The organism is Sphingobacterium sp. UBA6317, assembly GCF_002440385.1.
GTDB classification, from domain to species: Bacteria; Bacteroidota; Bacteroidia; order Sphingobacteriales; family Sphingobacteriaceae; genus Sphingobacterium; species Sphingobacterium multivorum.
In genome coordinates, this window is the sequence record NZ_DJTD01000013.1 from 65,568 (window position 1) to 77,763 (window position 12,196).

Here is a 12,196-nt window from a genome sequence, read left to right on the forward strand (position 1 = left end):
TTTAGAAGATAATTACTGACTGGAATCAATAAGCACTCTGGTAATCAAATCCATATATTGGACATCTTGACTTCATTTTACGGCATATCAGGCATGTTGATCATGCCTTTATAGTGGGCTAGGAATTTTACTTGCAATCTACGGCAAATTGCTCTGCCGTAACCACTGCTAAATACATCAAGAATTTTAGAAAGATCATGAATCTCTGCCTGGCACACCGTTGAATAAAAATCGCCTGATCCAGAAAATCGGCGACAAAAAGACACTCCCTCGCGATGCTCGGGGCAGTCTTTTTGCTTTTCAATCAGTGCAACCCCTTTGACAAAATTCACCGAAACACAAACCCTCTTTCTTCATTTTATCAAACTGATTGCGATCATGTGGCGAGGGATATTCAATATCCCGTTTGTTAATCCTATTAAACTTGATGTGGCCTGTAGATGAATTGATGAGCGAATCGTTTAATATGGATGAGGTATTAAAAGTGAGTGTTGCTTTCCGCAACAGCGGTTTACTAGCAAAATGGTCCTTGAAACTATATTATTGTAAAGACCCCGCAATGATGCGGGGCTTGTAAGATGGAACTCCTATGATCTAGGTTCCCATAATTGAATCTTATTACCCTCCGGATCAACGATATGAACGAATTTCCCGTAATCATACGTGGCGATATCGTCAAGGATGGTGACCCCTTGTGATTTGAGTTCCTCAACAAGGGTTTCCAGGTTGTCAACCCGGTAATTGATCATAAAGTCTTTTTCCGATGGATGGAAATAATCAGAACTTTCCGGAAAGGGATTCCATTGAGTGATGCCTTCCTTCCCTGAATCTTTTTCCAGCCATTCGAAACTGGTGCCGTAAGGTGTGGTATCAAAGCCCAAGTGCGCTTTATACCATTCATTAACCGCTTTGGAGTCCTTGCATTTGAAGAAAATTCCACCGATGCCTGTCACTTTTTTCATAATTCTATTTATTTATGTTTATTCTATCTATAAATGGTTGGAGAGCCTTACATCCTTAATTTCCTTATCGGAATGCAGAACTCCAGTTCAAAATGTTCCCAGTTGCAGAGTTGTTCTTTGTTTTTGAATATCTCCAATGCGTGAAGATGCTCGCACTCTGAGGCAATAATCCTTAGTTTGTTTTCTGAGAATCGCAGCAACCTGGCTGCCTTCTCCATTCTGATCCTATTTGTGAAGTTTTTGACGGTTTCACCTGTTACGGATTTAAATAAACGATGAAAGTGGAATGGCGAGAAGCAGGCAATTGCAGCCAACTCCTCAAGAGATAAGTTGTGATCAAGGTTACTATTGATATGGTCAATTACCTTGTTAATACGTTTTTTATACAGTTCAGTTGAAGATGGCATTCTTTAATAACATGATTTTAAATAGCTGGTCAGGCTCAACACTTTTTTACGCTCAGAATTGGAAATTACCTCCTCATACAAAAATATGATACCGATAACCAATGATGCGACCATAACAGAACACTTTTAAGTTGTCATCTAAATTTACGAAATTTCCTCTACGCTACCATGAAAAAGAAATCCGCTCTATTTTTCGGGATTTCCTGGCTTAATCGCTATTATTCAATTCGATATTGATCTGCTTTTCATTTCCAAAGCTGTCCGACGAATAGTAATTTCTACAAACTATTTGTAAGACTATTGGTTATATCTAGATATAAAAAAATAGTTTTTATGATTGGAATAGTAGGTGGATTGGGCCCTTATGGAGGTCTAGATATTGCAAAGAAAATTATAGATGAAACGGCGGCAAGATCCGATCAGGAACACTTGCCGCTCTTGTTATTCTCATGTCCAAATTTGATCCCTGACCGAACGGCGTATTTATTGGATAAATCCAATGTTAATCCAGGTAAGGCTATTGCTGCAATTTTAAGACAACTTGAAACGGCTGGAGCGACGATAGCCGCGATTCCATCCAATACAGCACATGCAGAGCCTATTTTTTCCGTCGTTCAAGATGAAATGGCGCGTGTGGGAAGTGGGTTGAAACTCTTGCATATCGTTCATGAAACGGTTCGGTTTGTAGTGGAAAACTATCCCGACACAACAGTAGGCATTTTATCTACCGCTGGAGAGCAGATCTGCAGTTTATATCGGGAAGCTTTTATTCGAAAAGGTTTCGTTTTTGTTGAGCCAGAAGGAACACAACAAGAGAAGGTAAATAATGCAATCTATGATGAAGACTATGGAATAAAGGCCCAGCCGGTACCGATCGCGAATAAAGCGAGAGAAGATCTATTGTTGGTTATGGACGACCTGAAAAAGAAAGGCGCACAGGTCATTATTTTGGGTTGTGCAGAGTTGCCTTTTGCTATTCCCGAACGGGATCACAATGGGATGATTCTCATAGACCCGAATAGAATTCTCGCTCGTGCACTTGTTCATTCGTTTGCTCCGGATAAGCTAAAACCATTGTAGTGATCTCTTTTTACAAATTGTCATATTGTCAACGTAAATTACTGTTGGTGTGGGTTTTGCCTCTTTGTAAGTAGAAGCTTATGCAGTAAGGAGGACAAGATGCAACAGATGATATACCGTGAAAATGATCGGGGCCATGTTGATTTCGGCTGGCTGAAAAGTGCGCATTCATTTAGTTTTGGACAGTATCTTGATCCCGAAAGAATGAGTTTTGGTGCATTGCGCGTATTGAATGATGATCAAGTAGAAGGAGGGCAGGGTTTTGACCGACATGATCACAAATCTTATCTTCAGCTGGATAAGCACAATAAGTTTGTGACCATTGTGTCACCAGATAAAGCGGATCACAATGCCGTTCAAATCCATCAGGATGCATATTTTAACTTGGCAGACATCGAGGCGGGTAAAAAGATAGAATATACTGTTCATTCGGAGCAAAATGGGCTTTATGTTTTTGTTTTGGAAGGAAAGATCGCCGTAGCAAATGAAATGCTATCAAGAAGGGATGCCATTGGTTTATACGAAACAGAAAAAATAAGCATTGAGGCTTACTATGATGCATCATTGCTGCTAATTGAAGTGCCGATGTATTAGGTCGATGAAAATGAAGCTTACTATGATATATCGTTATTGCTGATTAAAGCTCCGATGTATTGGATCGATAAAGAGTTATTCTTGAATAGGGAGGTCATTTGATAGATCTCCCTATTTTTCTTAAATTGGATGAAGAAGATATAAACTCATGGATAACCTATTTCAACCTTTCGAAACGCGAGACATTTTGCTTATTATGTTATCAGTCTTAATAGGCCTGCTGATCGGGATTGAACGTGAATATCGCAATAAGTCTGCGGGTTTGAGGACGTTTATATTGGTGAGCTTTGGATCTTGTCTTTTTACGATTCTTTCGTTAAAAATTGGCTTGGCAAATCCAGATCGATTAGCCGCAAATATTATTACGGGTATCGGTTTCCTAGGTGCAGGCGTGATTTTCAAAGAAGACAATAAAGTAAGTGGTATAACGACCGCTACGACAATTTGGGCTACAGCTTCTTTGGGTATGTGTTTTGGTGCTGGATATATATTTTTAGCTTTTATTGGTGTGCGCTTGGTTCTGATGATATTAGCGCTGCTAACTTATCTACAAACCTATATTGACAATTATCACAAGATAAAAGACTATGAACGGCAGACCTTATCTGAGGCAGATTTTGAACATACGGAACAGTTAATCCGAAGTATGGGCTTTAAAGCTGTCGTCATAAGTCAACGGTATAACAAAGAAAGTTTGAATACCGTATGGCGATTGACGGGGAATGTTAACCAGCATAGAGCGCTTGTAGAAACCCTGCGGCGTGATAGGCAGGTGGTGGCCTATCAATATTGAGGAATTACGATATTGTTTGCTTTATTTATTCATCATCATCCGTTTCCTGAGTCGGGGTTATCTGCTGTAATAAACTGTTTACTTCGTCCTCCGTTGCTGTTAACTTGGCTTTGCAGACTTGAATGAGGTCGGAAGCCCTCTTGATTTTTCCCGCAAGCTCATCAATGTTTGTAGTGCCATTTTCTATTTCCCTCACGATAGTTTGTAACTCGTTAAAGGCATCCGTGTAGGTATAATTCTGTCCCATTATGCTATGCTTGATATGCTTTCTTTAAATTTTGTGTGGCGATGCCAAATTAAGTATTGTTCTCGTCTAGGTCTTCCTTCGGAGATTTATCTGTCACAGTACTGGTAAGTTCTCCATATTCGAGTATCGTCTGTATTACATCGCCTTGAGATACTTGTGTCACCGACTGCAGTAGTTTTCCGTTAACCTTAGTGATTGAAAAGCCTTGTTTCAATAGTCTAATTGGATCAGATAGCTGAATAATTCGTTCGGTATGAGCCAGTGCCGTTTTGTGCTCATAAAAGCGCAATTTTAACAAGGCGTTAAGATCATGTTGAAACTGCTGGATGGCCGCCCTCGAGGTCTGAATTTCTCTCTTTCCGATCCATTGTATATGCGTTGCCAGTTGAGATAGGATATTGTGCTCTTCTTTAAATCGGGTAAGAATGAGTTGCTGTATGCGCTCCGCAGCCCGATCGACTGGAATAGCAAAATTATGAAACTTCTGAATCAGAAAATCTGCCAGCTCACTGGGCGTAATCGCGTTTTTATAGGCTACCATTTCGCTAACTGTATAATTCGTCGAATGCCCAATACCCGTTAATACGGGGATGGGGAAGATAGCGATAGCACGAGCTAGCAAGTAGTTGTTATAACTGGAAAGCCCAACCTCACCGCCTCCACCACGGATGATGGCGACCACATCGTACCTGTCTATTTTTTCAGCAATAATGGCAAGCTGATTGATAATAGAAGGTACTGACTTGTCTCCTTGTAACAATGCCGGGAAGAGCGTGGATTCGATGCGGTAACCCCAAGGGTTTTGATTAATAATCTTGTAAAAATCAGAAAGCCCCTTACTTGTTTCTACTGAAATAATTGCCAATCTTTTGGGAACCACCGGAAAGTCCAATAATTTATTAGACTCATAGATGCCCTCTGCTTTGAGCTTTCGAATACTGTCTAACTTCTCCTTTTCAAGTTCACCTAAGGTAAAAGTCGGATCAATATCAACAATGCGCAAGCTTAACCCATACATAGGGTCATAGGAAATACTTGCCTGAAACAACATTGTGATCCCTTCTCGTAAAGGTTCTTGGGCGACTTTAAGGAAATTGTTGTTGATACGATTATAATCAGCTTTCCATAGGATAGATCGAATTTCAGCGACAATTTTACCATCCTGTTTTTCAACCAATTCAGGATAACAGTGGCCAGAATGCGTATAATGATTGAGCTTGTTCATTTCAGCTTTAATCCAGTACAAACTCTTATACCGCTCTGCAAGTGTCTTTTGGATACTGCGGCTGACTTCCAACAAGGAAAATATCGTTTTATCTCGAATCAATTCTGGCATTAGTCAAACTTACAGAAAAAACCTTCATGATGCAATTGAGAGCAAAGTCAATTGGGGTTTCCAGGAACTTCGCATAGCCTGAAGTGGATGGCAAAATAGTAGATCAATCTAGAAATGCGCAATAGGTATAAGTAACAAAATTGATTTTTTTTCGTACGAACCTTTTCCTTCATTTTTTAATTCGTATTTTTATTTGATAGAACCTAAAAAACGATAAAAGCAGAATGAAAAAACGATTTTTTGGGGCAATATTTGCAGGTTTGTTCTGTATTAGCCCCCTGTTTGCTCAATATAAGTCTACAATTAAAAACGAGACTATACTGTTTAATAACCTTGATCAGTTGCTGCCTTTAAAAAATCTGGATCAACTTCGTATCGCAGTTGTTGTTCCTAACGCGGCAAAATATAGGATGTTTACGGACCAACTGGCTCGTTATGCAAACACCAAAGTTTTTGATTTTAATAAATTTGATGAGGACATCAAATATTATAATACCATTATTGTGGCCGGAAAGGAAGATGATTTAGATGCCGGTTGTCTAACACAGTTGAAGCAGGCTGTATTAAACAATAAAAAAGTTATCCTTTGCCATTTTTTTGAAAATGACAAAAACAAAAAGAGCCTATCTGATCATCCACAATCTGATTTGATCGAATTGCTTGCTCCTTTTTCAGAAATTGGACAGCGGCAGATGGCAATGTCTATTTTTGGTGGGATTTCTATTACCGCCGGTAACGTCAAAACCACACAGACAAGAATACAATATGACGCTGCCTCAAGTTCTAATCTGAACCTGACCAAATTGACGAAGAAAATTGATGCCATTGCACAAGAAGCCATCGATAAGCAGGCAACTCCAGGAGCTGTAGTCATGATCGTGAAGGACGGACAAGTACTCTTGGAGAAATCTTACGGTTTTCACACGTATTCCAAAGATATACCCACAAAAACAACTGATATTTTTGATCTCGCATCTGTCAGTAAGATTGCGGGTACTACTCCTGTCATTATGCGTCTTACCGAGCGGAATATTATTAATTTGGATAGTACTATGGGGCACTACCTGTGGCAGGCAAAGTATACCAATAAAAAGGATATCAAACTTCGTTCTGTCATGTTACATGAAGCGGGATTTACACCTTTTATTCCCTTTTATAAATATCTGAAGGGGGGCGATGTTGTGTCGGCAGCCGACGATAACCATCAGGTGAAAATGGCCGATAACAGCTATATCCTCAACAATTATTACCGTGATGTCATGTGGCCCGAGATGCTAAAATCACCGGTAAAACCCACGGGAAATTATGTGTATAGTGATATCAGTATGTACGTGATGAAGGAAGTTGCAGAACATCAGACCGCTGAACCGCTGCAAGATTATGTGCAGGAGAACTTTTACAGGCCATTGGGGATGACGCGTGCGGGTTACCTTCCCCGAGAGCGTTTTGCAAATGATGAAATCGTTCCTACCGAGCAGGATACCTCCTTTCGGAAAACATTACTAGAAGGCTATGTCCACGATCAGGGTGCGGCAATGGCTGGCGGTATTGCCGGGCATGCCGGATTATTTGCTACAGCAAATGATTTGGCAATCTATGGTCAACTGTTATTGAATAGAGGAGAGTACGGGGGGGAGCGCTACTTTAAAACCGAAACAATAGATTTATTTACCTCCAGGCAATCGACAAGCAGTCGTCGAGGCTTAGGTTTTGACCGTTGGGATCCAAACCCAAAAAATGAATATCCATCTAAGTTAGCAAATAGCTCTGTATTTGGACATACTGGCTATACAGGGACATGTATCTGGATTGATCCACAAAATCAACTGATCTATATCTTTTTGTCTAATCGCGTACATCCTCAGGTGAGTACTAGGCTGTTGGATCTAAATATCAGAAGCAGGATTCAGGACGCTATTTATGAAACGATCAATGAAAGTCAAAAATGATAAAAAGCCTCTTATTACTTGGACTAGCAATGACGACACTCAACAATGTTGGATATAGTCAAGACTATAAACAGATACACCAAGATTTGGTGGTCGTCGACGGACACAATGATGTGATTTACGAATCCATTTTCCCAGGGAAAAATATTGGTCAGCGAATAAGTACGGGAGCTACTGATTTACCGCGACTGCGGGAGGGAGGTGTCGATGTGCAGGTATTTGCTGTGTGGTCCGATGATGCGAAGTGGAAATCCGGGGCATTTAAGCACGCCAATGACCAGATCGATGCATTAGAAAAGATGATTGCAGCAAATGCCGATAAAATAAGTTTGGCAAAATCTTCAGGTGACATCGATGCGATCTTAAAAACAGGTAAAATAGTTGCGTTGATCGGTGTGGAAGGTGGAAATATGATTGAAGGAAGTGTTGACCATCTGGTCCGGCTTCATGAGCGCGGCGCCAAATACCTCACTTTGACCTGGAACTACAATTTGCCTTGGGCAAGCTGTGCCGCGATGGAATCGGGAGATATGCGTTCCAAAGATAAGGGATTGATAGCGCAAGGGCGAGCAATTATTCGCAAAATGAACGAATTGGGGATGATGATTGATCTGTCTCATGGAGGAGAGCAGACTTTCTATGACGTGCTGTCGATAACGACCAAACCGATCTTGGTTTCGCATAGCAACGCCTATGGATTATGTCCACATTTCCGTAATCTGAAAGATGAACAATTAGAGGCGCTGAAAAAAAATGGCGGCGTTGTTGGTGTGAATTTTTATTCAGGTTTTTTGGATCCTGCCTATGAAACAAGGCTTAAGGGTTTGTATGCAAGTAAATTTGGCGATACCGGAGATACAAAATTGAGTACCTGGGCCATGTATGAAAAGTTGCCAAAGGAACTTCAACGGCAAGCCGATGCTCCACTGTCGAAATTATTGGATCATATTGACTATTTGGTCAAAAAAGTGGGTATAGACCATGTTGCTGTAGGCTCGGATTTCGATGGCATAGAATCCTCACCCCAAGGTCTAGAAGATGTTTCTAAATTTCCGTTACTGACCAAAGCGCTGTTGGAAAGAGGATATACAAAGACGGATGTTGCGAAGATTATGGGACAAAATTTCTTGCGGATCTTAAAAGAAAATGAAGGATAAGGCTAACCAGTCCTTGCGTATGGTCTTGGTGAATATATAATACGTACGACGATGATATTGCGCTTTTAACAGCTATAAATTTGTAATTTCGTAGTATGGCAAAATCAAAATCTGCATACTTCTGTCAAAACTGTGGCTACGAGTCTCCCAAATGGATGGGGCAATGCCCTTCTTGTAAACAATGGAATAGTTTTGTTGAGGAAGTCGTTGAAAAGGCGAGTTCAAAAGTTCCTGAATGGCGTAGTTCTACCACAGGAGGAAGCACAAAGAGAGCGAATAAAGCTGCGATCATCCACGAAATTGTCTATCAGGATGAATTACGGATATTGACTCCTGATCAGGAGTTTAACCGGGTTCTTGGCGGCGGTATTGTTCCAGGGTCATTGGTCCTTATTGGAGGTGAACCGGGTATTGGGAAGTCGACGTTGATGTTACAGCTCGCTTTGTCAATCCCACAAGTCAAGACCCTTTATATTTCTGGGGAAGAAAGCGAACAGCAAATTAAGATGCGGGCAGAACGATTGTCACAATCATCCAAAGCAAATTGTTATATTCTTACCGAGACATCTACTCAAAATATTTTCAAGCAGATCGAGACGGTACAGCCCAATGTCATAGTCATAGATTCTATACAGACTTTACATTCCTCACAAATTGAATCGGCGCCAGGATCGGTTTCTCAGGTACGCGAATGTACCGCAGAATTGCTGCGGTTTGCAAAAGAAACCAGTACACCAGTTTTTATTGTAGGACATATTACCAAGGACGGATCTATTGCAGGTCCCAAGGTTTTAGAACATATGGTGGATACGGTGCTTCAATTCGAGGGTGATCGTCATCATGTATACCGAATTTTACGGGCCGTAAAGAATCGTTTTGGATCTGCTTCAGAACTGGGTATTTATGAAATGCAGGGGTCGGGGCTTAGGGAAGTGTCAAATCCTTCGGAGATTATGATTTCCCAGCGCGATGAACCTGTTAGTGGCGTTTCCATTGCGGCGATGCTCGAAGGAGTGCGCCCTATGATGATTGAAGTGCAGGCACTGGTGAGTAATTCGGCGTTTGGAAATGCTCAGCGCTCTTCTACAGGCTACGATACGAAACGATTAAATATGCTGCTGGCTGTTTTGGAGAAACGCTTTGGCTTTAGGTTAAGTGCACAGGATGTGTTTTTGAATATTGCCGGTGGGTTACGTGTCGAAGATCCTGCGATCGATTTGGCTGTTGTTGTTGCAATTATTTCTTCACAACAAGATATCGCGATTCGATCCAATCTGACTTTTGCCGGTGAGGTTGGTTTATCGGGTGAGATAAGGGCCGTAAATCGTATTGAACAGCGTATACAGGAGGCCGAGAAGTTGGGCTTTGATGGTATTTTTATTTCTAAATTCAATACCAAAGGATTGGATGCTAAAAAATATAATATTGCCATTCGTCCGGTTGCCAAATTGGAGGATATCTTCAGTGCTTTGTTTGGCTAAGCGACAAAGAGGGGTAATCAATCGTTTAATATCCTAATTTACTGGGATCATCTTAAAATAGATTTTTTCAGAAAAATGGCCTTCTTCAAAGAATAAAAATTAAAAGACCATGCTTTTACTAAAACATGGTCTTTTTTATGGATCGTCTATAGTTTACTTTTTCAAGACTTCTTTCAATTTCGCGCGTAAAGCATCACCATGTAAATTCTTGGCGACAATTTTCCCATTGGGATCGATCAGGACATTCTGCGGGATAGATTTTACCCCGTATAAGGTTCCGACATCATTTTGCCAACGTTTAAGATCCGAAACATGACGCCAGTGCAATTTATCTGCATGGATGGCTTTAATCCAAGAATTGCGATCCTTATCAAAGGATATACCCAATATTTCGAAGTTTTCACCTTTAAATTGTTGGTATGTTTTGACAAGATCCGGGCTTTCGACACGGCAATCGGGGCACCAAGATGCCCAAAAATCAAGAAGCACATATTTTCCTTTAAAGTCCGAAAGCTTTACAGGGTTTCCAGTGGTGTCATTTTGCGTAAACGCTGGCGCTGTTTTTCCAATTTGAACCGTTTCCAAGGTATTTAAATAGTCTTGGAACTCTTTCCCTTCACTTGAATTCTTGACATTTTTACTCAACGTATTATAAAGCGCTTGAAGCTCGGGATAAACCGGGTCATATCCGCCAACTCTACGCAAGTCAACTAATGTCGAAATAGAATCCGGAGCAGCCTTTACGCGGGCAATATACTCCTCTTTGGTAAGTTCCTTTTTTTGTGCCGAACCAATGAATGGCAGAACTAAAAAAAGTAGTGTGATGTATTTTATCATGTTATTATTCTTATATATATTTACAAATATAAGAAAATCCACTAATTTAGTAGATTAATAAAATGTCAAAAAATGAACTTCAACCTAACTTCTAAACTTCCACATGTCGGCACGACGATTTTTACCAAAATGACGATGCTTGCTAATGAGCAGCAAGCCTTAAATCTGTCGCAAGGTTTTCCTGACTTTGAGACCGATCCGAAGTTGGTGGAATTGGTTTCTAAGGCAATGGAAGCGGGACATAACCAATACGCGCCAATGATCGGAGCACAGACATTACGTGATACGATCTCCAAAAAATACCGGGAAGTTTATAACGTGGCGGTCGATGCAACGGCGGAGCTTACTGTGACATCAGGTGGTACCCAAGCAATTTTTACAGCTATTGCCGCAGTCGTTAGACCGCAAGATGAGGTTATTATTTTTGAACCGGCATACGATTGTTATGCGCCGACTATCGAATTGTTTGGCGGTAAAGTTGTTCCCGTGCGATTAATGGCACCTGATTTTCAGATTGACTGGGGTTACGTCGCTACGTTAATTAATTCCAGAACTCGTTTAATGATCATTAATAATCCGAATAATCCAACAGGCAAAGTGCTGGGTAAAGAAGAGTTAATTAAACTTGGGGACTTGTTGGCAGGTACCAACGCACTCTTATTGAGTGATGAAGTGTACGAGCATATCGTTTTCGATGGTGTCTCGCCCCAATCGGTATTGGAAATACCCTCCTTACGCGAGCGAAGTTTTGTTGTTGCTTCCTTTGGAAAGCTATTGCACACCACGGGTTGGAAGATAGGTTATTGCATTGCTCCGCCACAATTAACGCAGGAATTTAGAAAAGTGCATCAATTCAATGTATTTAGCGTAAATACACCCATGCAATTCGCTATCGCGGAATATTTGGAGGATATAAGCTATGTCAAAGGTCTATCGGAATTTTTTGAGCGAAAAAGAAACCTATTGAAAGACGGATTAAAGGGATCCCGGTTTACGATTCTTCCCTGCGAAGGAACTTATTTCCTGAATATCGATTATAGCGCGATCAGTCAGGAGAAGGAATTTGAATTTGCTTGCTCGTTAACCAGGGAGCACAAAATTGCAACCATCCCACTGTCAGCGTTCTATAAAGAAGCTACAAATCAACAAGTTTTGCGGGTTTGTTTTGCTAAAAAGGATGAAACGCTATTAAAAGCTGTCGAGATTCTGAATAAGGTATAGCTGTATTATTGGGGTAAAAGAATAGCTAAAAGGTTTTATTTAAAATATCGCTAAGAAAGAACCACTTTATTAAAATTTTACTTCAACTTGAGGTACTAATTTTATAAATTTGTAATTCACGTTTATCAACAT

Annotated in this window: 12 protein-coding genes; 7 read left to right on the top strand and 5 right to left on the bottom strand. The window is 40.6% G+C overall.

Going from position 1 to position 12,196, the window contains the following annotated elements:
* Window positions 1-587: 587 nt before the first annotated feature.
* Window positions 588-962 (bottom strand): VOC family protein, encoded by a 375-nt coding sequence (locus B3E92_RS03495; RefSeq protein WP_145328231.1) that lies wholly within the window; start codon window positions 960-962, stop codon window positions 588-590.
* A gap of 47 nt (window positions 963-1,009) precedes the next feature.
* Entirely contained in the window at window positions 1,010-1,369 is a 360-nt protein-coding gene (locus B3E92_RS24345; RefSeq protein ID WP_312357516.1) for an AraC family transcriptional regulator, read from the bottom strand.
* Window positions 1,370-1,702: 333 nt separating this feature from the next.
* Here B3E92_RS24345 and B3E92_RS03500 point away from each other — a divergent pair, with 333 nt between their 5' ends.
* The 3 genes from B3E92_RS03500 to B3E92_RS03510 all read left to right on the top strand — a co-directional run bounded on the left by B3E92_RS03500 (window position 1,703) and on the right by B3E92_RS03510 (window position 3,836).
* Window positions 1,703-2,449 (top strand): aspartate/glutamate racemase family protein, encoded by a 747-nt coding sequence (locus tag B3E92_RS03500; RefSeq protein ID WP_145328229.1) that lies wholly within the window; start codon window positions 1,703-1,705, stop codon window positions 2,447-2,449.
* A gap of 99 nt (window positions 2,450-2,548) precedes the next feature.
* Window positions 2,549-3,043, top strand: a complete 495-nt coding sequence (locus tag B3E92_RS03505; protein WP_286895396.1) for a hypothetical protein — start codon at window positions 2,549-2,551, stop codon at window positions 3,041-3,043.
* Window positions 3,044-3,191: 148 nt separating this feature from the next.
* Window positions 3,192-3,836 (top strand): MgtC/SapB family protein, encoded by a 645-nt coding sequence (locus tag B3E92_RS03510; protein WP_286895398.1) that lies wholly within the window; start codon window positions 3,192-3,194, stop codon window positions 3,834-3,836.
* A 25-nt stretch (window positions 3,837-3,861) separates the two neighbouring features.
* On the opposite strand, the gene xseB is transcribed toward B3E92_RS03510, so the two are convergent.
* Window positions 3,862-4,083 (bottom strand): exodeoxyribonuclease VII small subunit, encoded by a 222-nt coding sequence (gene xseB / locus B3E92_RS03515; RefSeq protein WP_070562394.1) that lies wholly within the window; start codon window positions 4,081-4,083, stop codon window positions 3,862-3,864.
* Window positions 4,084-4,132: 49 nt separating this feature from the next.
* Complete coding sequence (gene xseA / locus B3E92_RS03520; protein ID WP_286895400.1) at window positions 4,133-5,419, bottom strand: exodeoxyribonuclease VII large subunit; 1,287 nt, start codon at window positions 5,417-5,419, stop codon at window positions 4,133-4,135.
* 224 nt (window positions 5,420-5,643) lie between these two features.
* Here xseA and B3E92_RS03525 point away from each other — a divergent pair, with 224 nt between their 5' ends.
* The 3 genes from B3E92_RS03525 to radA all read left to right on the top strand — a co-directional run bounded on the left by B3E92_RS03525 (window position 5,644) and on the right by radA (window position 10,006).
* Window positions 5,644-7,368 (top strand): serine hydrolase domain-containing protein, encoded by a 1,725-nt coding sequence (locus tag B3E92_RS03525; protein ID WP_286895401.1) that lies wholly within the window; start codon window positions 5,644-5,646, stop codon window positions 7,366-7,368.
* On the top strand, window positions 7,365-8,525 hold the full coding sequence (locus B3E92_RS03530) for a dipeptidase (RefSeq protein ID WP_286727522.1): 1,161 nt from the start codon (window positions 7,365-7,367) through the stop codon (window positions 8,523-8,525). The genes B3E92_RS03525 and B3E92_RS03530 overlap by 4 nt, the downstream gene beginning before the upstream one ends.
* Before the next feature lie 95 nt (window positions 8,526-8,620).
* On the top strand, window positions 8,621-10,006 hold the full coding sequence (gene radA, locus B3E92_RS03535; RefSeq protein WP_201669844.1) for a DNA repair protein RadA: 1,386 nt from the start codon (window positions 8,621-8,623) through the stop codon (window positions 10,004-10,006).
* A gap of 153 nt (window positions 10,007-10,159) precedes the next feature.
* Here the strand turns inward: radA and B3E92_RS03540 are convergent, their stop codons facing one another.
* Complete coding sequence (locus B3E92_RS03540; RefSeq protein WP_286895403.1) at window positions 10,160-10,843, bottom strand: peroxiredoxin family protein; 684 nt, start codon at window positions 10,841-10,843, stop codon at window positions 10,160-10,162.
* A 72-nt stretch (window positions 10,844-10,915) separates the two neighbouring features.
* Here B3E92_RS03540 and B3E92_RS03545 point away from each other — a divergent pair, with 72 nt between their 5' ends.
* Window positions 10,916-12,064, top strand: a complete 1,149-nt coding sequence (locus B3E92_RS03545; RefSeq protein ID WP_286727524.1) for a methionine aminotransferase — start codon at window positions 10,916-10,918, stop codon at window positions 12,062-12,064.
* Window positions 12,065-12,196: the final 132 nt, after the last annotated feature.

What these genes read in the sequence shown, in the direction of transcription:
- B3E92_RS03505 (WP_286895396.1), top strand. Translation starts at nt 2,549, where the DNA reads ATGCAACAGATGATATACCGTGAAAATGATCGGGGCCATGTTGATTTC.
- B3E92_RS03525 (WP_286895401.1), top strand. Translation starts at nt 5,644, where the DNA reads ATGAAAAAACGATTTTTTGGGGCAATATTTGCAGGTTTGTTCTGTATT.
- B3E92_RS03545 (WP_286727524.1), top strand. Translation starts at nt 10,916, where the DNA reads ATGAACTTCAACCTAACTTCTAAACTTCCACATGTCGGCACGACGATT.
- B3E92_RS03500 (WP_145328229.1), top strand. Translation starts at nt 1,703, where the DNA reads ATGATTGGAATAGTAGGTGGATTGGGCCCTTATGGAGGTCTAGATATT.
- B3E92_RS03510 (WP_286895398.1), top strand. Translation starts at nt 3,192, where the DNA reads ATGGATAACCTATTTCAACCTTTCGAAACGCGAGACATTTTGCTTATT.
- radA (WP_201669844.1), top strand. Translation starts at nt 8,621, where the DNA reads ATGGCAAAATCAAAATCTGCATACTTCTGTCAAAACTGTGGCTACGAG.
- xseA (WP_286895400.1), bottom strand. Translation starts at nt 5,419, where the DNA reads ATGCCAGAATTGATTCGAGATAAAACGATATTTTCCTTGTTGGAAGTC.
- B3E92_RS03530 (WP_286727522.1), top strand. Translation starts at nt 7,365, where the DNA reads ATGATAAAAAGCCTCTTATTACTTGGACTAGCAATGACGACACTCAAC.
- B3E92_RS24345 (WP_312357516.1), bottom strand. Translation starts at nt 1,369, where the DNA reads ATGCCATCTTCAACTGAACTGTATAAAAAACGTATTAACAAGGTAATT.
- B3E92_RS03540 (WP_286895403.1), bottom strand. Translation starts at nt 10,843, where the DNA reads ATGATAAAATACATCACACTACTTTTTTTAGTTCTGCCATTCATTGGT.
- B3E92_RS03495 (WP_145328231.1), bottom strand. Translation starts at nt 962, where the DNA reads ATGAAAAAAGTGACAGGCATCGGTGGAATTTTCTTCAAATGCAAGGAC.
- xseB (WP_070562394.1), bottom strand. Translation starts at nt 4,083, where the DNA reads ATGGGACAGAATTATACCTACACGGATGCCTTTAACGAGTTACAAACT.